Here is a 23,330-nt window from a genome sequence, read left to right as displayed (position 1 = left end):
AGTGCCTGGTCCTTGTGTTGACGTTTTGTATGACGCGGAATCTTACTTGGCTGCGGTCAACCAGAGTCCGTCCGGGAACCGGCCTGTCGGCACGTCCTTGATCACGGTGAATGTACCAAGATCGATCTTCACCAGGTGGTCAGTCTTAGGCGATGTCGCATAGGCGAATTTGCCGTCGGGGGAGACGACAGCCTCATTGATGCCTTTGGGAGTGGCGATCGACCGCACAACTTCCATCGTCTTCAGATCTACAACGGCGATGGCTGGCTGGCCGTCCATGGTTACCAGCAAATACTTTCCATCGACCGTCGGCACGGTGCCGTAGCCCACACCCGGCAGCTTGATGCGCTTGCTCACCGCGTCCGTCTTGGTGTCGATGGCGACGAGTTCCGGCGTGGTCTGGTCTGCGGTGAAGATCCACTTGCCATCGTTCGAACTGGCGATGCGCTGCACATTCGATGAGATGGGAATAGTCTTCAGCAACTTCCGTGCAGGAACATCCATCACGGAGATCGTGCCCGGGCCCACGTTGGCGGAGTAGAGCTTTTTGCCGTCGGGGAGAAGAGCGATCATGTGGGATTGTTCCGCTCCCGTCGGGATCGATCCCACCACCTTCATCGTTTTGGGATCGATGATGGAGACGGTCTTATCGATTTCGGTCGTCACCAGCAGCATGCCGGTGTGCGTGTCCCAGATGGGCTTGTGGGGGCGTACTCCGTGCGGAAACGCAATGGATCCGATGGGTTTCGCGGTCGCGATGTCGAAGACCTGGATGTGATCACCATCCGTGCCGGGCTTGCCGACGCCGGAGTTGCCGTAAAGAGGTACAAATGCGATCTTGCCATTGGCGCTCGCAATAACCTCGTGCCCGGCGTCCATGCCCCCGTCTTCCTTGGTGCTGGTGATCTCCTGGAAGGTATCGGGATCGTAGACGTGGAACGTCTGGTCACGCTGGGTGACGACCAGGAGGCGGGACTGAGCACCGGCGGTCAGGGATCCAAGCGCGAGAAGAGCGGCTGCAGCGAGCGGGAAGGCAGAGTGCTTCATGGTTCGCGAGTCTATCACCGGCATGGTGCGATTGGCCTCTCTCGAGCGACGTCTTCAAAGTGTTCTCGAGAAACCGCGGCGAGACCCTTTGGGATCTCGCCGTTGGTCGAGCCTGTCTTGTGACTAGCGAACGCGATTGTTGTGCTTGTCGCGATAGATCCTGCGGCTCTCTACGTTCTGCTGGTGCTGCAGTGTGGCGCGGTCGCTGCGGGTGAGGTGGCCATTGTTCTGAGCACGCATGGCACTCTCTTCACGGTTGATTGCGCGCTCCTGGTGTTCCACGTGGTTCGCTTCCCTCGCGGTCATCTGCCCGGAACGAAGCCCCTGGCCGATGCGTTGCTGCTGATCTATCTTGCGCTCATTGATGGTGTGGTTGCTCACCTGAGCCTGCATTGAGACAGCGGTGAGTGCGAGGGTTGCGGCGAGTGCGAATGCGGTCATCTTCATGATCGTTCTCCTTTTGTGCGGCTCTCAGAGATACCGCCTACGTTTGAAGGAGACACGGGGACGATCGCCACAGTTGCTGTGCCTGCACAGACTATCTTTCGGGAGGGCACGACAACTTGTGCAGGTCGCTTGTGTCGCTGGAAAGGCCGTCGTTACTGGGTGGCAGTAGCGGATTCGTAATCACTGGTCGTCACGACCTGGACTGCCGGGCTGGTCAGGATCGTCTGGTCCAGGATCAGGACCGTCCGCGCGCTGCCCGAAGGGTACGCGGTAGACGCACCCGTATACAGCGGTACCGTCGTCGTCGAGATCACGGTGCCGTTTGCCACGACATACATCGTGTAGGTCCCGGTCGGGACGTTCAGGTAGCCCGTATTCGTTCCGAAGACGACACCGGTCTGCAGCGGGTTTACCTTCGCCAGCGTGCTGCCTGCAGGCACCAGGTAAATATCGATGGCACCCGGTGAGATCGCTTCATCTAAGAAGCGCAGCGAGACTTGTCCGGAGGGCGCCGGCTGCGACTGGTCAATCAGCACCTGGCTTTGAAGAGCGGCCGCCGCATTACTGATCAACAGCGTGTACTGCTTCGCAACGCCAAGCGTGGCGCGCACCGTGGTCAGCGCGGTCCTGGTGCCGGCGGTGTCAATCGAGAATGTGTAGGTCGACGGCGTTACGGGTACGTACGACGTAATGGTTCCAAAGCCGAGGTTGTAGGCGATGGCCGCGTTGCCGGAGTAAATGTCGATACCGCCTGCGTCGGGGGTGGCGTCGATAATGCGAAGCTGGGCCGCCGAGGCCGATGTGACACCGTTCACTGCCTGGCATCCGCTAAGGCCGCTGACGCATGCGAGAGTAGCAATCCCGCCAAAGACCAGGCGAGGAAGCAAACCGCGGACGACATCGCGTCTGAACAGCAGGGTATGGCAGGCGGATTGAAAGGAAGAGCTCATGAAAGACGCAGGCCAGTGACGACGATCCGGGCGGGAAAGGAGACCAGGCTATGCCTCTCACTGTAACCGAAAGAAGCAGCGCCAGATAGCCCTAAGATTCCCCGGTGAATCCCAAAGACAACGGTAGTTACTTCGGCCGGCGCCGCAGTCGTCACGAAGCATACAGAGGCAGGAATGTGGCCTGCCTCTTAAAAGACACCGGCGGCAGCAACCTGCGGGATATCGCTGATCGGCATACGAAGCGTTGTGTTTCGGGGGCACAGACGCTCGGCATCCACCTTGCGAATGAGCAGATAGTGTCGATCGGAGGTGCGTACATTGAAGAAATCAACGCGCTCGCAGGCGATCCATTCCTCGGTGAGGTGAGGAATGTACCGGCCCATCATCGAGATGCGCGGCACCGTCAGGAAGATCGCATCCGGATGCTGGTCAGCGCAGGACTGCAGGCGCTGTACCTGGCTGAGTGCGGCGAATTTCCTTCCGTTGATCAGACCATTCATGTCGCAGACATTGGCCTGCGAAAAGTATCCGATGAAGCCGATGTCGTCCGCCAGCATGGTGTGTCCTGCTAAGCGGTCCAACGATTCGTCGCGCATCTGATCGAAGGCTTGTGCGTGGCCGAGCATGGTGTGTCCACCAAACCAAATGTCCAGCGGCAGCAGCACTAGGAAGAGAATGGCTGTGCCGTAGACTGCAGTCTTCTCCGCCGGCATCCATCTCTCGCGAGCGCCGGAGGCGGCCATCGTGAGCAGGTTCCAGACAATTCCAAAGAACATCGCCCACAGCACATATCGCACTGCCTGGATCGCCTGTCCGCGAATGCTGGAAAGCAAGAGGATGAACGGCAGGTTCAGATTTGCCGCGAGGAATGCGAGACGGCCGTTACCGTCTTCCACCTGTGTGTGCCGCCATGCAAAAACGGCTGTAACCACCAGAAGGATGAAGCTGCCGACGCCAAGAAGGGCAGCGCTGCCGGAGACGTGGAAGAAGAGGAAGAATGCGGCGAGACCTGGGGTTCCACTGGCCTTTGCCAATGCGGTATCCGGCAGGAAGTTGCCAAAGATCCAGCGCATCAGCAGGAGTGCTGCCACGCTGCCAACAAGAACCGGCATCGCCTGCATCGCGGTGCGCAGCAGCGGGCCATCCCCACGGTGGCGGCGAGCGAGAAAGATGGTGAGCGCGGTGAAAGCGCACAGCGAGGCAAGTTCGATTCGAAGGGTCGTGACATAAAAACCCATCAGGAACATCAGCAGGCCGCCACTCATTCGCCACGGAGATTTGGCGGCGGCAAACGTAAGGAACGCCAGAAGGACGACCGATGCACAGACCAGGCTGGTTTCCATGCCGTCCGTCAGCCAGCGTATGGCCATGGGGCATAGCACGACGGGCAGAAACAAGAGAGCCAGGGCCCCCGCAACCTGTTGGTGCCGCACTCGAAGATACAGCGCAACAGAGAGACCCAGGAGCGCCAGATAGCCGACTACGGAACACATCTTCGGCACAAAGACGGAGTGCCAGACCTGATACCCGAGGGCAAGCACAGAGACGTACAGCGGGCTGGATGTGCCAAAGGTGTGGTGGATGCCGTCGTAGGTGACAAAATGCAGGCGCTGTAAGTTCACCGCATAGCGCAGGTGAATCAGGCTGTCGTCCAGCATGGCGTCCCGTGTGACAAAGAGCCAAATGGCGACCCAGGCAGCGGCCAGAAAGGCGACTGGCCAAAACCAGCGGGGTAAAGCGGGCGCGCCGAATTTAGTGCGAGATAAGGGTGCGCGATCCATCGTGATGGCCTGCCTGAGAAAGATGTTCGGGGACCGCCTGATTATAACGGCGACACCTGCCTGAAAATGCCAACAGGGTTGCATGAGCGGAGGCGTAAGCTGACTGACAAGAGTCCCTCAGGTGACACCATCTAACACTCACCGACAACGGCAAGATGTCCTCAGCGCATCCTAGCAGGAACCTATTTATGCTGATTCAAAGCGAGTTCGATATTCAGTTTCATCTTCCGGGCGAGACGCCGATGGTCGCTTTGCTGCATCTGCACCCATCGCTGGATTCAGTCCTGCGCTCCACGGACGATCTCGTGGTGGAGCATATCGATGCCAATCACAGCACGACAATCGTGCCGGAAAACTATACCGACAGCTTTGGCAACCGTTGCGCCCGCTTTCACGCTCCTGCTGGCGCTCTGCGTCTGAGCGGTAACAGCATTATCGAAGCGCCAGAGACACCGGATCCGCAGCCGTTCGGTGCAGAGCAGCACCACGTGGAAGATCTGCCGTCCGAGGTCCTGCAGTTCTTGCTGGCCAGCCGCTATTGCGAAGTCGACCGTTTCAATGCCATCGCCAGTGATCTCTTCGGCAATCTGCCTCCTGGTGGCGAGCGAGCCATGGCGATCCGCGATTGGGTGAACTGGAAGGTACGCTTCGACTACGCGAAGGCGCGGCCCACAAAGACGGCGATGGACGTGTACACCGAACGCGAAGGTGTATGCCGCGACTTCCAGCATCTGGCCATCACGCTGACGCGTGCGATGAACATGCCCGCGCGCTACGTGACCGGGCAGCTTGGAGATATTCGCATTCCGTTCAGCGGCGCTGGAGACTTCTCGGCCTGGTACCAGGTGTGGCTGGGTGGCCGCTGGTGGGATATGGACGCCCGGCACAACACGCCGAGGCTGGGACGAATCCTGATGGCGACCGGCCGCGACGCAGCAGACGTTGCGATCACCACGTCCTTTGGCCAGGCGAACCTGACGCACTTCTACGTGGAGTCGAACGAGATCGATAGCAGCGGGGCGCGTGTGCCGCTGCCGCCACGGCTGGTCGGTCAGGTCCCGTCGCATGTGCCGCCTCAGCGTCCCGTGAATGCGTTGGTCACACAGAGCGAATAGCCGACAACGCTTCCACGAAGGCGAGATAGAAGGCCCGCCTCTAGAGTCGGGCCTTTTCCCTATCTTTCCGTGATTATGGCCCTGCTAGACTGGCGCTGATGAAGCTCTCGTTCCCGACGCGATTTCCGCCCGCGTACATGCTCACCTCTGCCGGCATCCTCTTTGTCGCGGCATGGGTAGAGGGAACAGACCTGGTGATGGCCGCTCTTGCTGCAACGTTCCTGATCCTTTCAGGACTGGCCTTTAATGCAGCGGGCGGTCTCGTCTATCCCAGCGGTGCTTATGTCTTCTTTCTCGCAACCCTGAGCGTAGGGGTGGGGACTGCGGCAAAACTTCTGGCGGGCGAACCCCTCGACAGCAATCTGCGGGCGCCCATCAAAAGCATGCTGGTCTATAACGCCGGGATGCTGACGATCTATGCTGCAGCGACCCTGAACCGGCATCTGCGCCGGAAACGTCCGCTGCTAGGGAACATGCTCGTCAATGCACGCATGGACCAGATCGCGATGGGCTGCATCCTGATTGGCATCGCCGGCCCGCTGGTCGTGCCGGAGAGTGCAGCGGCGACATTCGCCCAGATCAATAACTTTCTTCCCTTTGCGATACTGCTGCCGGTCTATGCGCGTGCCAGAGAGACAGACGGCGAATCGACCTTCAACTGGATATCATTCGGAGCGTGGGCGTATTCCACTATCGTCTTCGGCCTCTTAACCTTCTCGAAGCAGGGCATCTATTCCGCGAGCGTGGCCTGGGCCGTGGCCGCACTCGCCGCAGGCTATCGCATCGGTAAGGTCCGGCTCTTGGCGCTGACGGTTGTCGCGGTTGTGGCAAGTTCGATCCTTACGCCTTATTCGCAGATCGGCCGCCAATTTCGAGGGGCTGCGGACTTAAACGATCAGGCGATCTATCTGTTGGAACATCCGCTGGAGACTCGAGAGCTCTACGCGTTACAGTCGGAGCGCGAATCTCGAAGACACAAGTCCGACATCCACTGGTTTGAACACTCGCAGGGACTGCTGGACCGTCTCACCATGTTTCCCATCGACGATGCACTCATCGCGATGACCGACCAGGGGCATTCCCGTACGCTGTACGTTTACGCAACGTATCTCATGAATTCGGTGCCGCATCTCTTCTTCCCGGATAAGCCGAACATCCTTTGGGGAAACGAGTTCGCTCACGAGATAGGGATGCTCTCTCCGGCCGACCACACGACCAGCATCTCGTTCAGTCCTTTCAGCGACGCTTACCATGTCGGGCAGTGGCAAGTAATCTTTTTCATCGCGCCGTTCATGTTTTTCGTGTTGTTTTACGTGACGGACTCGGTGGCCGGATCCACAAACCAGACGGCCTGGGCCCTTCTGTACGTCCTGTATTTCTCACATACAGCACCTGAGGGCATGATGGCTACCACGGTCTATGGATCGACCACCTTTACCATTGCGGTGATCCTGGGTGCGTTCGTGGTTGCCCGCATCACACCGCTTCTGGGGCAGCTCGTCACGCTGCCAAAGCCGCTGGCTCCGCAGGGTGTCGCTGTCAAATCCTAGGCCTGCCCGTACAATCAACCTTGTCTATGAATCGTCTGGTCGTTGGTAATCTCGTGCATCGTCCGCTGCGCTCGCTGATCTCTGCGCTGGCAGTGGCCATTGAAGTCATCATGATCCTGTCCATCGCCGCCATTATGCTGGGCATGCTGAATGGGCAGAAGGTGCGCACGAACGGCATCGGCGGTGACGTGATCGCAAAGCCCGGCTCGGCCTCAAACCTGATCGGCGTGAGCGGTGCCCCGGCCTCGGTGAAGGTCGGCAAGGTGCTTGAGAAGCTGCCACACGTGCTCGTAGCCGCCCCAATCTACATCCAGCTGACGACCTCAGGCGGCAGCGTAGAGAACATCTACGGCATCGATTACCAGACGTTCAACGCGCTGAAGCCGTTCGTTTTTCTTGACGGCGGTCCCTTCACCAGCCCGGACGACATCATCATCGACGACGTCGCCTCGCACTCCGGTAACGGCTTGAAAGTGGGCGATACCACCAAGCTGCTGGGGCATGAATTCCGTGTCTCCGGCATCGTCGAGCACGGCAAGGGTGGGCGTAAGTTCATCCCCATGGAGACGATCAACGCAATCAACGGTACGGACAATCGCTGCAGCGTCTTCTACGTAAAGACAGACGATCCGCCGAAATGGCAGAACGCGGTGCGTAACGAGATCCACGCTACCGAAGGGATGCAGCAGTGGGATGTGCAGACACTGGAGGAGTTTCTCTCCATGCTGACGCCTGAGAAGTTACCCGCCTTCAACATCGGTCTTAATGTCGTCATCGGCATCGCCATTGTCATCGGCTTCCTTGTGATCTTCCAGTCCATGTACACAGCAGTCATGGAACGCACCCGCGAAATCGGCATTCTGAAGTCGCTGGGTGCGTCCAAGGGATACATCGTCGGTATCGTTCTGCGCGAGTCAGGGTTGCTGGCTGTTTGCGGGGTGATCGTGGGTGTCGCAAGCACCTACCTGCTGCGCGCAATCCTGCATGTCAAGGTGTCGCAACTCGAGTTCGAAGTAACTCCGGCTTGGGTCGCGAAGGCCACTGCCATTGCGCTGGTGGGAGCGTTACTCGGAGCGCTATATCCAGCTCTCAAGGCAGCCAGCAAAGATCCGATCGACGCACTCTCTTACGAGTAAATTGTACGGAAATCCCCGCTACACGGCGCGCAGCGCTTTTGTAAGATCCTTGTCATCTGGACGGCCCATTCGAAGAATGGGCTGTTCCAGGTATCGCCAGCTTGCCATCGCGTAGATAAGCGTGATGGCGATCGCAGCGAACGGAGCTGCCGGCGAGTGGATGACGCGCTTCACCTGTTCAAAGGTGACGAGATGCACGAGGTAGATCGTGTAGCTGAGCGTTCCGAACCAGATAAATGGCCGCCATGCGAAGAAGCTGGGGATTGAGCCCAGAAGAGCGCTGCCGAAGACAGACAGAACAACTACGAGCGTCGCCTCGTAAAGCACCACATTCCCAATCGGCGTGGCATAGTAAGCCGTGATCCCGTGACGCGCCAATCCCACGCATACAGCAAAGCCGGTGACCCCAAGGAATGGGGCCGCTATCTTCAAGCGGCGGCGCAAGTTCTGGTGTGCGTTGTGCTCCTGGCGAAATCGGGGCCATCCCAGCGCTGCCAGGGAACCGGCCGCAAGTGTGTCCATCCGAAAGGGAAGGAGCATGTAGATAGCCCAAGGATTGTGGAACAGCGGCGTGCAAAGATATCGCAACACTGGAGCCAGGAAGATGAGCGCCACGCTCACGTACATAATTTGCTTGCGTGGAAGCAGGAATACGATCAGCGGCCATACAAAGTAAAACTGCTCTTCGACAGCCAGCGACCACAGGGGAAGCGCATCGACTCGCGTCAGGTTCAGCGTGTTCAGGAAGTTCATGCCGCCGACATACAAGTACCAGTAGCGAAACTGGTGAGCGCCATAGATCGCTATGCAGATCAGAAGGATCAGTAGGTATGGCGGCAGGATTCGCTGGGCGCGCCGCTGATAAAAGTGGCCGATATATCGGCCGAAGCCGTGCTCTTTCTCGCGCAGCAGGATGGTTGTGATCAGGAATCCCGAGAGCACAAAGAAGAGGTCCACACCCATCCATAGCAGCGGCGCGTGGAACAGGTGATGCAGCATTACGGCTAGGATAGCGATCCCACGTACTCCGTCCAGAGCAGGGACGCGCTTCCGGGATCCGGTTGCGGGAAGAGCTGTTGCCTGTGATTGGGTCAAGCTATTGCGCTCCGTTGAGTGTGCTCTGCGCCAACATCCGTAGGAAGGTTAAGCGCGGCATCGCACAGTAGTGCGCCAGTCCTCTTGATTGCCGTGAGCATAGCATAGCCCGTTGGAAGGAAATGCACCCAGGAAGACGCAACCTTGCAAGCTGTGTTTGAGATTGTCGCCGATGAAAAGGATCAACGAGTGCTCCCGCACCGTTCCCGTGGCCTGCATCGCACCATTGCAGACGGCACAAGTCAGCGTCGCCGTAAGCCACGGTCGTCTGGTGTCAAACCTGCACAATCCCGATCGGCTTCCACGATCGCCATCGACACGGTTGCGGGGCCTTTGTTATGGTCGGACTACATTCGTCCGGGCGCATGTGTGAGGCATCTTGATCGAAGGTCTATGCGGGGCAGGCGAATAACTCACAACTTGAGCGGAGTCTCCACCGTGGGCGGGAGACTCGAGCATCCCAAGAGTGCAATGACGCAGAGCTTCGCGAGGGTACGCGTTCCGCATGTGATTGTGGCGTTGCTGCTGGCCCTGGGGGCGGTGGCCTTCGCGCTGCACTTTCTGCATCTGCGTGCGGACTTCCCAAACCATTCGCCGTGGAACGACTGGGCCAAGTACACCGATGAGGGCTGGTATGGCGATGCCGCCATCCGGTATTACCTGCGCGGCACTTGGCGGCTGCCCGGTGACTTCAATCCTGCGGTCGCTCTGCCCGTCTGGCCTCTGGTGGAGGCGGTACTCTTCCGCTTCACTGGTGTGGGGATCCTGGCAGCACGCGCATTGACCGTGTGCGTCTTCGGTTGTGTCCTTTGCAGCAGCTTCTTCTTCCTGCGGCTCCGCGCGGAGAGGCGCGACGATCGTTCCATGCGAACGGTCTTCGCCGCAGCCGCGGTGCTGGTGCTGGCCGCCAGCCCCTTCATCTACGTCTTCACGCGTATGGCGATCCTGGAACCGCTGCTGGTCCTGATGATGTTGCTCAGCCTGCAGGCGGCGTACGCTACGCGGCTGGCGCAATCGGCTTGGCAGCGCGCTGCTTACGCGGCTGGCGTGGGGCTGCTGATCTCGCTCATGATCGGGACAAAGACGACGGCGGTCTTTCTGCTACCGGCGATCGCGTACATGCTGGCGGATTCCGCAGGTTGGCGCCTGCGCAGGATGCTGCGCACCGCCGCAATTACGGGCGGAGTGGTTGCAGTGCTATGCGGCAGCTACTTCCTGGTGCTGGTGCATCGCGGCTACCTGGGCGACTTCCGTTACCTGTTCACTGCCAACGCGTACACCGGCATCACCCGCAGCACCTTCTTCAAGACGGTGGGCGAGACGCTGACAGACGGTATGTGGACCGGCTCGCTGACCTACCCTTTGGCGGGGCTGATGCTGGTTCTCGCATGCGTGCGTCCACGCGTATGGCGCGATCCGGTCTTTACCTCGCTGGCACTCTGGGCAGCCGGATATATGACGTTTATGGCCTATCACGCCAACATGCAGCCGCGGTATTACCTTGTGGTCGCTGTGCCGCTGGTCCTTCTTCTGCTGCGTGGCGCGCTGCATGTGGCAGAGTGGAATCCCGTTGCGCCGCTGGCGCTAGCGCCGCTGTTGCTGCTGGTCGTTGGGCTTGAGGGGCACCAGACGCTCAATTTCGCGCGGCATCCTGAGTACACCTACCAGGTCGCGGCGGTCCGCATCGAACGCATCGTGGAGGCCGAGCCGGCGCATAGCCACACAGTCCTGTCCATCTCGGGCAGTAATCTGTCGCTCATGACGGGGCTGCCGTCCATCTGCGACGACTTCGGCACGATGGATCTTGAAGATCGCATCGCCGCTTACCGGCCGGGCTGGTTTGTCTCCTGGAATTATGTGGAAGACGACAAAATGGCGGCGTTGTCCCGCTTTTACACGCTTACGCGTGTAGCGGAGTTCCCGGCCATGGATGACCCCGATCGGAACCTGATGATTGTCTACCGGCTGGATGCGAAGGAAGGCATGAAGCCAAAGCGCAAGCGCCCCGGTGCACGATTGCTGCCCATGGCGTTTACCTACCCGCAGAATTCTGTAACCATCCGTTGACTCCCACCGGGACCTCCGTTATCCTAAGAACTCGCGCAGACTCGCGTCTGCATACCTGTGCTCCTCTGGAGCGGCGGGAATGTGGAAGCGGAGACGCGGTGGATCCTGCGGGACGTCAGTTGGCTTGAACACAGCCTCTGCGCAGGTTTCCGTAGCAGGTGGCCAGTTGTACCGGTTGCGGCAGGCGGAAACGGTCTCACACAGCACCCACTCGCATTCAGCGGATCTAGCCCCGTAAGGGGTGCTTTGCGCGTGCACGACATTGGTTGAGTTGTAATTAGAAGTTCAGATTTTGGCAGTTAGAAGGAAGACTCGATGTCGACGTTTGTACCCAGTTCGAATGATACGAACCGCAAGTGGTATGTGGTGGACGCCAGTGGCAAGACCCTGGGCCGTCTCGCCAGCGGTGCCGCGCGTGTGCTGAGCGGCAAGAACAGCACGCAGTACACCCCCTACATTGATACCGGCGACCATGTCATCGTTATCAACTGCGAAAAGATTGTGCTGACCGGCCTCAAGTCCCAGCAGAAGCTCTATCGCCGTTACACCGGTTACCCCGGCGGCCTTCGTGAAGAAGAGTTCGTCAAGCTGCTCGCGCGCCGCCCCGAAGCAATTGTGGAGCAGGCGATCAAGGGCATGCTGCCTAAGACCAAGATGGGCCGCCAGATGGCGACCAAGCTCAAGGTCTACAAGGGCGACAAGCACCCCCACGATGCACAGATGCCCGAGCCGCTCGTAGTTTCGGCGTAACCGTTCAGAAGGAAAGATAGAGACATGGCAGATTTGGTTCAGTATTACGGAACGGGTCGTCGTAAGTCGGCGATTGCACGTGTGTTCCTTCGTCCGGGCAACGGTGGCTTCAAGGTTAACGGTAAGCCGATGGACGTTTACTTCGTCACGGAAGCTCAGCGCTTCGCGGCTCGCCGCACGCTGAATACCGCAGAAGTCGTCGGTCAGTTCGACGTCATCACCACCGTCAAGGGTGGCGGTGTAACCGCACAGGCTGACGCCGTGAAGCTCGGCATCGCACGCGCGCTGCTCGAGTTCAACATCGAACTCCGCAAGATTCTCAAGGCCGACGGCCTCCTGACCCGCGACGCTCGCATCAAGGAGCGTAAGAAGTACGGTCAGAAGGGCGCCCGTAAGCGCTTCCAGTTCTCCAAGCGCTAAGCACCCTTCGGGTGGTTCTCGCCGCGGCGAAACACTCGAGCGTTTGGTTTACCTACTGCGGCGGATGATCTTCGGGTCATCCGCCGTACCGCTGTAAAACCTCCAGGAGTTCAATCTCCCAGACGAACGGGATCAATCCCGGCCTGATCCGCCGGGATGCCGCATACAAGGAGCCTCACATGGCATCGATCACAATGAAGGAACTGCTCGAAGCGGGCGTTCACTTTGGTCACCAGACCAAGCGCTGGAACCCCAAGATGAAGGAATACATCTTCGGCGAGCGCAATGGCATTTACATCATCGACCTGCAGAAGACGCTGAAGATGTTCAAGGAAGCGTCTAAGTTCGTCACGGACCTGACCTCCACCGGCAAGTTGATCCTGTTCGTCGGCACCAAGCGCCAGGCTCAGGACGCGGTTGCAGAAGAAGCGACCCGCGCCGGCATGCCGTACATCAACAGCCGCTGGCTGGGTGGATTGCTGACCAACTGGGTAACCTGCCAGAAGTCGGTCAAGCGCCTCGCTGAGCTGGACGAGATGGCTGTTGACGGCCGTTTCGAGCTGATGACGAAGAAGGAAGTCATCAAGCTGGAGCGCGAGCGCAAGGCTCTGCACACGAACCTGGCCGGCATCAAGAACATGCGCCGCCTGCCGGACGCGATCTTCGTTATCGACTCCAACAACGAAGCGATCGCTGTCTCGGAAGCACGCAAGCTCGGCATCCCGGTTGTTGCAGTCGTCGATACCAACTGCGATCCGACCGTGGTCGACTATGTCATCCCCGGCAACGACGACGCTCTGCGCGCCATTCGCCTGTTCACCACCAAGATTGCCGATTCGGCCTTCGAGGGTGTGCAGATGATCGGCGACAAGTCCATCGCCAGCGAGTACGCCGATGTGGTGCCGGTTGCGACCGAGGCACACTTCATCGGTCTCGAGGACGAGGAGACGCAGGAGTCGAACCCCATTGCAACCACCGCAGTGGAGCAGGCTGAGGAAGAGACTGTCGACCTTAACGCAGCCCTGGGCGGCGGCATCAAGAAGCAGCCTGCGTCCGACACTGAGACTGAGCCCGTCGCAGTCGAAGCCGGCGCGTAAGCTCCTCCGAAACGATTCAACGGAGAGCGTGGCTGCCGCATATGGCACCACGCTCTTTCTGTGTAAAGCCAACCTCGAAGAGCAACTGTTCGAAACACAAAAAGGATACGAAGATGGCCACCGAGACCCCTGTGAAGATTGATGCGAAGCTGGTGAAGGAACTGCGCGAGAAGAGCGGCGCGCCCATGGGCGACTGCTTGAAGGCGCTGCAGGAAGCCGGCGGCGACATGGAGAACGCATTCGTTGTGCTGCGTAAGCGCGGCATGGCATCTGCAGCGAAGAAGGCTTCGCGCTCCACCAACGAAGGCGCCGTGGGGAACTACATCCACGCCGGCGGCAAGATCGGCGTCATGCTGGAACTGAACTGCGAGAGCGACTTCGTCGCCCGCACGGAAGACTTCCAGGAGCTCCTGCGCGACATCGCAATGCACATCGCCGCGGTTGACCCGCGCTTTGTGGGCCGCGATGAAGTGACCGAAGCCGACGTCGAGCGCGAGAAGGAGATCTACCGCGCCCAGGCTGCTGCAACCGGCAAGCCCGCAAACATCATTGAGAAGATGCTCGAAGGCAAGATGGGCAAGTTCTACGAGGAAGTCTGCCTCCTCGATCAGCCCTTCATCAAGGAGCAGTCGCAGACCGTGGCGCAGGTCATCGCAACCAAGGTCGCAAAGCTCGGCGAGAATATCACCGTCCGCCGCTTCGCACGCTTCAAGATCGGCGAGCCCAACGCAACCTTCGCGCAGGCGAAGATCGTTGCAACGGAAGAAGCCGCTTCGTAAGCTGCTTCGCAAAACCAAACAGAAAAGGGCCCGGCGAAAGCCGGGCCTTTCCTTGTCTGCTGCGGAGTCAACCCGTCCCTAGCCAGGCGCTCTGCATGCCCAGGCCACCGGCCTCGTCGTGTACTATCGCCGCTCTCTTCAACATACTCCGAGAAGGAAAGCGCCTGCACTTACGACGAAAGCGTAGCCACCGCGCTCACCGCATCCTCAATCGCCATCGTCAGCTCCGCAGCGGCCTCATAGGGCAACATGTGCGCGGCATCTTCGATGACGACGAGTCTGCCTCCAGTACGTTCCACCAGCGGCAGTGTGTGCAAGCGCTGGAAGTCGAGTGGGATTGCCTCGTCATACTCGCCGACGACGAGTGTCGTCGGAATGCGAAGATCCTGCACCCGGTCCGACCAATCTTCCCGGGTCCCATACTCCGCCCAGGCACGCCATGCATCGGGGCTGGCGCGCTGTACGTCAGCGATTCCGATCGCAACGTCTTCCTCGGCCATGGGACGATGCGCGCCATTCCTTACGAACGCTTCGGCACGTTCGAGCGTGGTGTTCGCGATCAGCATCCTGGCGCGTGCCTCTTCCGTCATGGGCTCCGGCAACAACGGCGACGGCCCTACCAGCACTAACCGTTTCAGATTCTTCGGTGGCTCGGCTGCGAGCACCATCGCCACCTTGCCGCTGAGCGAGTGTGCCACCAGCGCGACCGGCGCTGGGGCAAACGAAGTGACCAACGCTTGCACCTGCGCGCACATCTCGCTGACGGTATAGCCCCGCAGATGCGCTGCATCCCCAAAGCCCGGCATGTCTGCTGCGACGCAACGGTAGCGCGTATCGAGTCGCGCAATAACATGACCCCATTCTTGTTGCGAGCTGCCAAAGAAGTGGAGGAATAGAACGATCGATTCGCCGCTGCCGGTTTCCGTGTAGGGGAGCATAGGTTCTTGGGATGACGTCTGCTTCGAAGTAGTGCATTCCTCATTGCGGGATCTGCTCTCCGTCAGCTCACATTCCAATGCCATCAACACCGGCGCACTGCGCATGCGGTTTGACTTACATTGCCCTTGCGGCTTGGATTGCTGCCCTCGCAACAGCACATCCCACACGGAGGGCAGGCATCTCACCACTTGATCATGAGCGACACACTCTTAACCATCCTCAGTAATCCTGCCGTGCTTCAGCGCACGTCCGCCGCGACGCGTCTCGTTCTGGAAGAACGCGCGAAGCCTGCCGATCCGGCGCAGCGATACCTCTCGCCGGACCTGTATGCCACGCTGCAGCAGGTCGTCTCTGCAGTGCTACCGCAGGATGCCATCGGTACGGATGTCGACATCGCCGCCAGCATAGACGTACGGCTGCGCGACGGTGTGGGCTCGGGATGGCGCTTTGCCGATCTGCCTGCGGATGGCGAGGCCTACCGGCAGGGACTGACTGTGTTTGCAAAGATGTTGGAACAGACGCCGATGAAGTCCTTTGACAAAATGCCGCCGTCTGCGCGTGAGGGATATCTCCGTTGCGTTGCGAATGGCGATGTGGACGGGCCCGCACAGTTTCCGCTCTCCCGATGGTTAGGTTTGTTACGCACCGATGTAGTCCGCATGTGGCTCTCGCATCCCTCGACGATGGAGAAGCTGGAACTGTATAGCTTCGCCGATGGAGCGACTGGCACAACGGCCGGCCCAACAGAGCATGAGGGCTGGCAGGCCATCACCCCGAACAAGGCGTTGCCCTTTGAACAGGGCATCGTCGAAACGGCTGCACCGACGGAGCGTGGCGCATGAAAAAACCAGCAAACATGCGCACATTCGCTCAGAACGAGACGGTAGATGCGGTCGTGATTGGTACAGGTGCAGGCGGAGCGCCCCTGCTCTGGCGGTTGGCACGTGCAGGCCTCCGTGTGATCGCTCTCGAAGCAGGACCATGGTTTGAGAATCCTGCAGAAGACTTCGCGACCGATGAAGCCGGCGCCAGCAAAATCTACTGGACCGACGAGCGACTCTCAGGTGGTGCAGATCCAACGGCCTTTGGCGGCAACAACAGCGGTACCGGCGTTGGCGGCAGCACACTGCACTATGGTGCTTACGTTCCGCGGCCCGATGCGCGCGACATGAAGTTGAAGAGCAGCGACGGCGTCGCAGTCGATTGGCCCGTGACCTTGGAAGAACTGACTCCTTATTTCGAAGAGGTGGAGGAGTTCATCGGCGTCTCCGGACCAGTGAAGTATCCATGGGATACCACGCGTAAATACCCATTACCGCCACTGCCGTTGAACAGCAGCGCAATCTACATGGCCGTGGGTGCGGAAGCCATGGGGATTCGTGTGGCACATGCGCCCATCGCAGCGACCTCGCAGACTTACACGCGGCCCGAGTACGGCACACGCAATGGCTGCGTGAATCGCGGCTACTGTCATCAGGGTTGCCGCAACGGGGCAAAGGCGAGTATGGATGTTACCTATCTCCCCGCCGCACTAAGCGCAGGCGCAGAGATCCGTGAGGAGAGCTTCGTACACGGCGTGGAGCGGGACGCGCATGGCCGCATCACTGCCGTGCTGTACACCGACAAGCAGGGGAACGAGCAACGTCAACTTACAAGCAACGTCTTCCTCTGTGCGGGTGGTGTTGAAACTCCTCGGCAGTTACTGCACTGGGATATCGCAAACTCCAGCGGCATGGTTGGCCGTAACTTCATGGCGCATATCTCTACGCAGGTCTGGGCAACGATGAATGCAGAGACACGGCCTTACAAGGGATTTCCGGCATCGCTCATTACAGAAGACTTCATGCGTGCGAAGGACGCGGACTACGCCGGAGGATATCTTCTGCAAAGTTATGGCACGCTGCCGCTTGCATGGGCCGAGCAGGTGGTTCACGGTCGCAATCTCGTAGGGCAGGCGCTTGTCGACTATCTCACGAAATATAACTACGTCGCCGGCATCGGCATGAACGGCGACACACTGCCGCAGATGGACAACCGCATCACGTTGTCCAATGAAAAGGACGCGCGTGGCCTTGCGAAGCCGCTCATTACCTTCTCACTCTCAGAGAACGAGAAGAAGATGAGCACGCATGCTGAAGCAAACATGCGTCGCATCCTGATGGCAGCCGGCGGCAAAGATCTTTGGAGCTCACAGCGCACCGCGCACACTATCGGCACCTGCCGCATGGGCACGGATGCAGGTAGTTCCGTCGTCAATCCGGTAGGCCAGTGTTGGGACGTGCCGAATCTCTACATCGTGGACAACTCCGTTTTCCCAACGTCGCTCGCAGCCAATCCGGCGCTGACGATCATGGCGTTGTCCCTCCGCACGGCTGATGCATTTCTTGGCGCGAGTGTCTGATTGGCGTTACGGTATGTCTGTCTTGCGGCGGTGATGCTGCACGGACTTGTGTGTACTCGCTATGTCAGCGAAGCTATGCCTGTTCGTGCAGCATGCGAGAGATAGACAGGGTTGAGTCAGGGAATGAAGAAGCCGGTTACATTACCCAGCAAAGCTGGAGAAATCCCGTGGGCAGAACTTAAGCGTGAAGCAAAGAAGCGGTTCGGTATCTCGGCATTCCGCTCCGTGCAGCGTGAGGTCCTTGAGAGTGTCCTCAGCGGTCATGACACGCTCGCCATCATGCCCACAGGCGCAGGCAAGTCGCTGACCTATCAACTGCCGGCAATGTTTTTGCCGCATACCGTTGTCGTGATCTCGCCGCTCATCGCGCTCATGCAGGATCAGCAGCAGAAGGCTACAGATGCAGGCATCGCCGTCACAAAGATCGACTCAACGCTGACGAAGACCGAGCGCGAAGCGGCGGACAACGCGTTGCTCGCAGGCACGCCAAAGCTGCTGTATGTCACGCCGGAGCGGATGCAGAATGCGGAGTTCGTTGCAGAACTCAAGACTGCAGGCGTCTCACTCTTCGTCGTCGATGAGGCGCACACCATTGCGCAGTGGGGTCATGATTTCCGTCCAGCCTATCTAGGCTTGCGCTACGCGCGCAAAGAGCTCGGCAATCCGCCGGTACTCGCTGTCACTGCAACGGCAACCGATGAAGTCATCCAGGAGATCCTCGAACAACTCGACGCAAAACACGCGCGTGTCATCAGCGCGGGCAGCGAGCGTACGAATATCTACTTCGCGGTTCATCCCACGGTGAACAATGATGCAAAGCTCGCACGGCTGACGCAGATGATCGCAAGCGAGAAGGGCAGCGGCATCGTCTACACGGCATCGGTGAAGTCCGCGAATGATCTGCAGGAGCGCTTCACTGCGGCCGGCATTGCTGCAGGCCGATACCACGGCAAGATGAACACGCGCGACCGAGAGAAGGCCCAGGCTGACTTCATGGCCGATAAGTACAAGGTGATGATAGCGACCAAGGCATTTGGTCTTGGTATCGATAAACCCAATATCCGCTTTGTCTTCCACTACGAATTTCCGGACTCTCTCGAGACTTACTTTCAGGAGGCGGGTCGTGCGGGCCGCGATGGGCAACAGGCAAATGCCGTGCTGCTCTATCGTCTCGAAGACCGCCGCATCCAGAGCTTCTTCTCTGCCGGCCGTTATCCCGGTGCCGACGATCTGCGCAAGGTTCTCGAAGCGTTGTCAGCGCATGATCCGGTGCCCGCCGCGCAGCTTGCAGAGCGCGCAGAGGTCGGTAAGCGAAGGGCAGAGGTCATCCTCTTTCTTCTGCGTGAGACGAAGGTCGTCCGGCGTCTGCGAGGGGGCTACGTCCTGCGGCACGACGAGGTCATCACGGACGCCCATGTTGCAACGCTGCTGGCCTCGTATAACGATCGCGCGGAGCATGACCGTTCTCGCCTGGACGAGATGATGCGTTACGCCGAGACGGCTGATTGCCGCCGCAAAGTCTTCCGCCGGTACTTCGGGGAACCGGAAGGGGAGCGTTGCGGGAACTGCGATAACTGCATCAACGGCACAGCGGATACACGCTCAGTGGTGGACTTAAACGCACCGGAACAATCACAGGGCGTTACGCGGGTCGAGACACTCGCAGGCACCATCATGACCACGGCACCGGAGCCCCTTCCACACCCGGCGGTTGATCTAGGCTTCAAGATCGGCGATCCCGTGCAGCATAAGCGGTTTGGTGCGGGTAAGGTGATGGACCTGCACGACGACACGCTCCTCATCCGCTTCCAAAACGCCGGCACGAAAAAGCTGAAAGCGCCGTTCGTGCGGCATCGTAAGTAATCTCCGGCGCCGTTCATCATCAAAACCCGCTACCAGATGACAAATTCTGGGAGTCCTGTCCATGCTGGCGTACATGGAATCCGGGCTCGCATGCGATACTGAAACGCGGTGATGTACAAACGCGTTCTACTCAAGATTTCCGGAGAAGCACTGGCCGCGGGCCGTGGTTTTGGCATTGACGCCATTTTTGTCAGCCGTGTCGCAGAAGAGATTGTGGAACTCGCGAAGAGCGGCTGCCAGGTAGCTGTTGTCGTCGGTGGCGGCAATTTCTTCCGTGGTGTCGCCGAGCAGGCGATCCACATGGATCGCGTCGCCGCTGACCACATGGGCATGCTTTCCACCGTTATTAATGCCATTGCGATGCAGGACGCCATCGAAAAGCTCGGCGTGCAGTGCCGCGTGATGTCTGCGATCGAGATGCACGAGGTCGCGGAGCCCTACATCCGCCGCCGCGCCATCCGCCACCTGGAAAAGAATCGCGTCGTCGTCTTCGCCGCGGGCACCGGTAATCCTTACTTCTCCACCGACACAGCAGCAGCGCTGCGTGCCATGGAGATTCGTGCCGACGTTCTGCTGAAGGCCACTTCCGTGGAAGGCATCTACACCGCCGACCCCAAGAAGGATCCGGAAGCGACCATGTTCTCGTCCATCACCTACATGGAGATGATTCAGAAGAACCTGCGTGTCATGGATACCTCCGCCGTCTCGCTCTGCAACGACAACAACATGCCGATGGTGATCTTCTCCATGCGAGAGCAGGGCAATATCGTGCGCGTGGTTGGCGGCGAGAAGCTCGGGACGCTTGTCACTTCGTAGCATGGCGCAGCCCGTTTCAGCAGCACCTGCACCCCCGGCAGTCGTCGAGCGCAAGCCGCCGCTGCCGGGCCTGACGGGCATTCGCACCTTCCTTGCGATCGGCATCATGTTCTTCCACTTCACGCCACCGTTGCCGAACTTCATTCGGCCGGTGATTGAAGCGGGCTTCACTTACATCAGCTTCTTCCTGCTCATCAGCGGCTTCGTACTGGCGTACAACTACGCGCACCGTGCGGAGACGCTGAAGCCGGGCAAGTTCTACGCGGCACGTCTCTCGCGGCTCTACCCCGTCTACCTGCTCAGCCTGATCGTCTCGCTCGAGATGCTGCACTCCGAGTGGACCATGCGCTCCCTCGGCGAGTTCCTGCGCGGCGCGTTGCTGACGCCCATCCTGCTACAGGGCTGGAGCCCCACCCTCTCCACCTTTTGGAATACCGTCGCCTGGACGCTCTCCACGGAAGCGATGCTCTATCTCGCGTTTCCGTACATCATCCGGATGAAGTTCTGGCCGCGTACCCCTGGCAAGCTGGTCCTGCTCTTCGGCGCCTTCTGGGTGTGGGAGCTGGTGCTGCCGACGATCTACCTGGTGCTGAATCCGGACGGCCTCCACGACATCAACCGCTACTCCTCCGGGTACTGGCTCCGCGCGCTGAAGTACACGCCACTGCCGTTCCTGCCGATCTTCCTTGCAGGCATCACGCTCGGCCGGCTGCATGCCGTGATTACGCTGACCCATCGCACGGCATTCGCGCTGACGCTTATCGCGGGCCTCGGCATCTTCGGCGCGTTCTACTTCCTTGTGCCGCATGTGCCGTACGTCCTGCTGCACGGCGGTCTGCTGACCCCGGTCTTCGCCCTGCTGGTACTCGGGCTGACCGGAGTTCACGTCGTCTCGCGCGTCCTTGGCTGGGGACCCATCGCCGCCTTCGGCCGCGCCAGCCTCTGCCTGTACCTGCTGCACTTCAACACCTGGATCACGCTGCACGATCACCACATCCCGGAACGCCTGGGCGTCGCCGCCCTCGATCCGTGGATCTCGTACATCTTCATCCTCTGCTTCGCCTACGCCGCATACCGCGTCGTCGAGCATCCCGCGCAGAAGTACCTGCTGTCCCGCTGGGTGTACAAGACGCCGCCGCCGGTCGAACTCAGCGCGCCGCTCGGCTGACTCTCCGTACTCTTCCAAAATTGATTCGTTTGCCTTCCGAATAGTGCATCCGCGCGATTTGTTACGACACGTGCGCTTTGCGATTGGAGCAGACGTAGTTGTCTGTCATACTGTCTTCGCAACCCTTTCACAACTGAATCAGGAGCCGTGCCAAAAGCACGACTTCCTTCGCATCCGCGTACGTGCACTCGTCCCTACTTGGAACCGTTGCTGCAGACCTGTATCTGCTCGCAGCGAAGAAGTAAGAAGGAGCCAGTTCTTCGATGTCGATTTCCCGCCGTAATTTCCTTATGCGCGTCGGCCAGGCCGGCGGTTACTCCGCAGCATTTGCAACCATGCAGGCGCTCGGTATGTTCCCCATGAAGGCTCAGGAAGTAAAGCCGATCGCGGCTGCACCCGGCAGTGGCAAGGGTGTCAGCGTCGTGATTGCAGGCGGAGGCATCTCCGGCCTTACAACGGCGTATGAACTGCGCAAGCTCGGCTATCACGTCACGGTACTTGAGGCGCGCAATCGCCCCGGCGGACGCAACTGGAGCGCGCGCAACGGCACCGTGGTCGAATTTTCCGACGGCACCAAGCAGACCTGTACCTGGGAAGCGGGGAACTATCAGAACCTGGGCCCCGGTCGTCTGCCCTCCGTCCACACCACCATTCTGGGATATTGTCGCGAGCTCGGCGTACCCCTCGAAGTCGAGATCAACACCTCCCGCTCGACCCTCCTGCAGAACGATACCGCCTTCGGCGGCAAGGCCGTTCCGCAACGCAAGGCCATCAACGACACCCGCGGCCACGTCAGCGAACTGCTCTCCAAGGCCATCAAGGGCGGCGCTCTCGATCAGCAACTGACCAAGGAAGACAAGGACCGCATGAATGCGTTCCTGCGCACCTATGGTGCACTCGGTCTTGACGGCAAGTATCACGGCTCCGATCGCGCCGGCTTCAAGCAGTATCCCGGCGCCGGCGACCAGGTCGCCATCAACCAGGAACCCATGGACATGCACACGTTGCTGGATGCCAACTTCTGGGCCGGCATCCTCTATGAAGAGGCGTGGGACTGGCAGGCGACCATGATGCAGCCGGTCGGCGGCATGGATCGCATCCCCTACGCCTTCGCACGCGAACTGGATAAAACCAAGACCATCATCTATAACGCGCCCATCACCTCGTTCAAGCGCACCGGCGCCAACAAGGGCGTGGAAGTGACGTACATGCAGGCCGGCAAAGAGAAGGTCATCAAGGCCGACTACATGGTCAACTGCATGCCGCTGCCCATCATCAAGAAGCTCAAGCAGGATCTGTCGCCCGCTTACATGGACGCCATCAACGGTGCCACGTACGCGTCCAGCTACAAGCTCGCATGGGAGTCGCGCCGCTTCTGGGAGCAGGACTACCAGATCTACGGCGGCCTAAGCTTCCGGGCGCCAGGACCGACGACTGTTATTTGGTACCCGTCCGCGAACCTGATGGCGCCCAAGGGCATCCTCGTCACCGGCTACGAAGACGAGATGATCTTCGGATGGGACAAGCTCTCGATGGACGAGAAGTTCGCAACGGCCAAGAAGCAGCTTGAGAAGATTCATCCCGGCCACAGCCAGGAGCTCACCAAGCCCCTCATCTGCATGTGGCGCCACGTTCCGTACAACGAAGGTTCCTGGATCCGCGGCTACGGCGGCGGCGACAAGGGCTACAACACGCTGCTGCAGCCAGACGGCCCCATCTTCTTCGCGGGCGATCACACGACGCACATCGTGGGCTGGCAGGAGGGCGCAGCTCTCAGTGGACGTCGCGTTGTGGGTCTGCTCGCTGACCACGTCAAGTCCGCACGGCTCGCCGGCGATACCTTCGGCGCAGTCGAAGCATAAGCAAAACTCTGCAAGGGCGCTCGTTACAACGGAGCGCCCTTCGTCAG

Annotated in this window: 20 protein-coding genes; 14 read left to right on the top strand and 6 right to left on the bottom strand. The window is 59.6% G+C overall.

The features are described 5' to 3' along the window. Positions 1-42: 42 nt before the first annotated feature. The 4 genes from TERRO_RS17755 to TERRO_RS17740 all read right to left on the bottom strand — a co-directional run bounded on the left by TERRO_RS17755 (position 43) and on the right by TERRO_RS17740 (position 4,309). Entirely contained in the window at positions 43-1,047 is a 1,005-nt protein-coding gene (locus tag TERRO_RS17755) for a YVTN family beta-propeller repeat protein (protein ID WP_041593484.1), read from the bottom strand. 123 nt (positions 1,048-1,170) lie between these two features. Beyond that, entirely contained in the window at positions 1,171-1,494 is a 324-nt protein-coding gene (locus tag TERRO_RS17750; RefSeq protein WP_014787085.1) for a hypothetical protein, read from the bottom strand. Positions 1,495-1,646: 152 nt separating this feature from the next. Next, positions 1,647-2,381 (bottom strand): DUF4397 domain-containing protein, encoded by a 735-nt coding sequence (locus TERRO_RS17745; protein ID WP_157178430.1) that lies wholly within the window; start codon positions 2,379-2,381, stop codon positions 1,647-1,649. A 251-nt stretch (positions 2,382-2,632) separates the two neighbouring features. Continuing rightward, positions 2,633-4,309: a hypothetical protein gene (locus TERRO_RS17740; RefSeq protein ID WP_157178429.1), complete on the bottom strand. Its 1,677-nt coding sequence runs from the start codon at positions 4,307-4,309 to the stop codon at positions 2,633-2,635. 104 nt (positions 4,310-4,413) lie between these two features. On the opposite strand from TERRO_RS17740, the gene TERRO_RS17735 reads away from it, so the two are divergent. From TERRO_RS17735 to TERRO_RS17725, 3 genes are all read left to right on the top strand, one after another. After that, on the top strand, positions 4,414-5,340 hold the full coding sequence (locus TERRO_RS17735; RefSeq protein ID WP_014787082.1) for a transglutaminase-like domain-containing protein: 927 nt from the start codon (positions 4,414-4,416) through the stop codon (positions 5,338-5,340). A gap of 98 nt (positions 5,341-5,438) precedes the next feature. Next, entirely contained in the window at positions 5,439-6,890 is a 1,452-nt protein-coding gene (locus tag TERRO_RS17730) for a hypothetical protein (RefSeq protein WP_014787081.1), read from the top strand. 26 nt (positions 6,891-6,916) lie between these two features. Then, positions 6,917-8,026, top strand: coding sequence for an FtsX-like permease family protein (locus TERRO_RS17725; protein ID WP_014787080.1), 1,110 nt, complete (start codon positions 6,917-6,919; stop codon positions 8,024-8,026). Between the two features lie 18 nt (positions 8,027-8,044). Here the strand turns inward: TERRO_RS17725 and TERRO_RS17720 are convergent, their stop codons facing one another. Continuing rightward, positions 8,045-9,121 carry an acyltransferase family protein gene (locus tag TERRO_RS17720; protein ID WP_014787079.1) on the bottom strand — a complete coding sequence of 359 codons (1,077 nt, stop codon included), beginning with the start codon at positions 9,119-9,121 and terminating at the stop codon, positions 8,045-8,047. 471 nt (positions 9,122-9,592) lie between these two features. Here TERRO_RS17720 and TERRO_RS17715 point away from each other — a divergent pair, with 471 nt between their 5' ends. The 5 genes from TERRO_RS17715 (at position 9,593) to tsf (ending at position 14,234) form a co-directional block, all read left to right on the top strand. After that, positions 9,593-11,188: a glycosyl transferase gene (locus tag TERRO_RS17715; RefSeq protein ID WP_174277926.1), complete on the top strand. Its 1,596-nt coding sequence runs from the start codon at positions 9,593-9,595 to the stop codon at positions 11,186-11,188. Between the two features lie 315 nt (positions 11,189-11,503). Then, the gene (gene rplM, locus TERRO_RS17710) at positions 11,504-11,938 is read left to right on the top strand and encodes a 50S ribosomal protein L13 (protein WP_014787077.1); all 435 of its coding nucleotides are present in this window, start codon (positions 11,504-11,506) and stop codon (positions 11,936-11,938) included. A gap of 24 nt (positions 11,939-11,962) precedes the next feature. After that, positions 11,963-12,358 carry a 30S ribosomal protein S9 gene (rpsI, locus tag TERRO_RS17705; protein WP_014787076.1) on the top strand — a complete coding sequence of 132 codons (396 nt, stop codon included), beginning with the start codon at positions 11,963-11,965 and terminating at the stop codon, positions 12,356-12,358. A gap of 179 nt (positions 12,359-12,537) precedes the next feature. Beyond that, on the top strand, positions 12,538-13,455 hold the full coding sequence (gene rpsB / locus TERRO_RS17700; protein WP_014787075.1) for a 30S ribosomal protein S2: 918 nt from the start codon (positions 12,538-12,540) through the stop codon (positions 13,453-13,455). A gap of 113 nt (positions 13,456-13,568) precedes the next feature. Then, positions 13,569-14,234: a translation elongation factor Ts gene (tsf, locus tag TERRO_RS17695; protein WP_014787074.1), complete on the top strand. Its 666-nt coding sequence runs from the start codon at positions 13,569-13,571 to the stop codon at positions 14,232-14,234. A 170-nt stretch (positions 14,235-14,404) separates the two neighbouring features. On the opposite strand, the gene TERRO_RS17690 is transcribed toward tsf, so the two are convergent. Further along, positions 14,405-15,172 carry an alpha/beta fold hydrolase gene (locus TERRO_RS17690; protein ID WP_014787073.1) on the bottom strand — a complete coding sequence of 256 codons (768 nt, stop codon included), beginning with the start codon at positions 15,170-15,172 and terminating at the stop codon, positions 14,405-14,407. Positions 15,173-15,367: 195 nt separating this feature from the next. On the opposite strand from TERRO_RS17690, the gene TERRO_RS17685 reads away from it, so the two are divergent. The 6 genes from TERRO_RS17685 (at position 15,368) to TERRO_RS17660 (ending at position 23,283) form a co-directional block, all read left to right on the top strand. Next, positions 15,368-16,015, top strand: coding sequence for a gluconate 2-dehydrogenase subunit 3 family protein (locus TERRO_RS17685; protein WP_014787072.1), 648 nt, complete (start codon positions 15,368-15,370; stop codon positions 16,013-16,015). After that, positions 16,012-17,574 carry a GMC family oxidoreductase gene (locus tag TERRO_RS17680; RefSeq protein ID WP_014787071.1) on the top strand — a complete coding sequence of 521 codons (1,563 nt, stop codon included), beginning with the start codon at positions 16,012-16,014 and terminating at the stop codon, positions 17,572-17,574. Before TERRO_RS17685 ends, TERRO_RS17680 begins: the two co-directional genes overlap by 4 nt. 123 nt (positions 17,575-17,697) lie before the next feature. Next, entirely contained in the window at positions 17,698-19,437 is a 1,740-nt protein-coding gene (locus TERRO_RS17675) for a RecQ family ATP-dependent DNA helicase (protein ID WP_014787070.1), read from the top strand. A 111-nt stretch (positions 19,438-19,548) separates the two neighbouring features. Beyond that, a complete protein-coding gene (gene pyrH, locus TERRO_RS17670) occupies positions 19,549-20,253 on the top strand; it encodes a UMP kinase (RefSeq protein WP_014787069.1) in 705 nt (234 codons plus the stop codon). Between the two features lies 1 nt (position 20,254). Then, on the top strand, positions 20,255-21,421 hold the full coding sequence (locus TERRO_RS17665) for an acyltransferase family protein (RefSeq protein ID WP_014787068.1): 1,167 nt from the start codon (positions 20,255-20,257) through the stop codon (positions 21,419-21,421). A 263-nt stretch (positions 21,422-21,684) separates the two neighbouring features. Continuing rightward, the gene (locus TERRO_RS17660; RefSeq protein ID WP_014787067.1) at positions 21,685-23,283 is read left to right on the top strand and encodes a flavin monoamine oxidase family protein; all 1,599 of its coding nucleotides are present in this window, start codon (positions 21,685-21,687) and stop codon (positions 23,281-23,283) included. Positions 23,284-23,330: the final 47 nt, after the last annotated feature.

The organism is Terriglobus roseus DSM 18391 (genome assembly GCF_000265425.1).
Classification (GTDB): domain Bacteria; phylum Acidobacteriota; class Terriglobia; order Terriglobales; family Acidobacteriaceae; genus Terriglobus; species Terriglobus roseus.
The sequence above is the reverse complement of the archived record's forward strand: the minus strand, read 5'-3'. Positions and strand labels throughout refer to the sequence as shown.

Excerpts from the sequence above, each read along its gene's own strand:
- rplM (WP_014787077.1), top strand. The coding sequence starts at position 11,504 with ATGTCGACGTTTGTACCCAGTTCGAATGATACGAACCGCAAGTGGTAT.
- TERRO_RS17740 (WP_157178429.1), bottom strand. The coding sequence starts at position 4,309 with ATGCAACCCTGTTGGCATTTTCAGGCAGGTGTCGCCGTTATAATCAGG.
- rpsI (WP_014787076.1), top strand. The coding sequence starts at position 11,963 with ATGGCAGATTTGGTTCAGTATTACGGAACGGGTCGTCGTAAGTCGGCG.
- rpsB (WP_014787075.1), top strand. The coding sequence starts at position 12,538 with ATGGCATCGATCACAATGAAGGAACTGCTCGAAGCGGGCGTTCACTTT.
- TERRO_RS17685 (WP_014787072.1), top strand. The coding sequence starts at position 15,368 with ATGAGCGACACACTCTTAACCATCCTCAGTAATCCTGCCGTGCTTCAG.
- TERRO_RS17755 (WP_041593484.1), bottom strand. The coding sequence starts at position 1,047 with ATGAAGCACTCTGCCTTCCCGCTCGCTGCAGCCGCTCTTCTCGCGCTT.
- TERRO_RS17735 (WP_014787082.1), top strand. The coding sequence starts at position 4,414 with ATGCTGATTCAAAGCGAGTTCGATATTCAGTTTCATCTTCCGGGCGAG.
- pyrH (WP_014787069.1), top strand. The coding sequence starts at position 19,549 with ATGTACAAACGCGTTCTACTCAAGATTTCCGGAGAAGCACTGGCCGCG.
- TERRO_RS17715 (WP_174277926.1), top strand. The coding sequence starts at position 9,593 with ATGACGCAGAGCTTCGCGAGGGTACGCGTTCCGCATGTGATTGTGGCG.
- tsf (WP_014787074.1), top strand. The coding sequence starts at position 13,569 with ATGGCCACCGAGACCCCTGTGAAGATTGATGCGAAGCTGGTGAAGGAA.
- TERRO_RS17680 (WP_014787071.1), top strand. The coding sequence starts at position 16,012 with ATGAAAAAACCAGCAAACATGCGCACATTCGCTCAGAACGAGACGGTA.
- TERRO_RS17660 (WP_014787067.1), top strand. The coding sequence starts at position 21,685 with ATGTCGATTTCCCGCCGTAATTTCCTTATGCGCGTCGGCCAGGCCGGC.
- TERRO_RS17725 (WP_014787080.1), top strand. The coding sequence starts at position 6,917 with ATGAATCGTCTGGTCGTTGGTAATCTCGTGCATCGTCCGCTGCGCTCG.
- TERRO_RS17750 (WP_014787085.1), bottom strand. The coding sequence starts at position 1,494 with ATGAAGATGACCGCATTCGCACTCGCCGCAACCCTCGCACTCACCGCT.
- TERRO_RS17665 (WP_014787068.1), top strand. The coding sequence starts at position 20,255 with ATGGCGCAGCCCGTTTCAGCAGCACCTGCACCCCCGGCAGTCGTCGAG.
- TERRO_RS17675 (WP_014787070.1), top strand. The coding sequence starts at position 17,698 with ATGAAGAAGCCGGTTACATTACCCAGCAAAGCTGGAGAAATCCCGTGG.
- TERRO_RS17730 (WP_014787081.1), top strand. The coding sequence starts at position 5,439 with ATGAAGCTCTCGTTCCCGACGCGATTTCCGCCCGCGTACATGCTCACC.
- TERRO_RS17690 (WP_014787073.1), bottom strand. The coding sequence starts at position 15,172 with ATGCTCCCCTACACGGAAACCGGCAGCGGCGAATCGATCGTTCTATTC.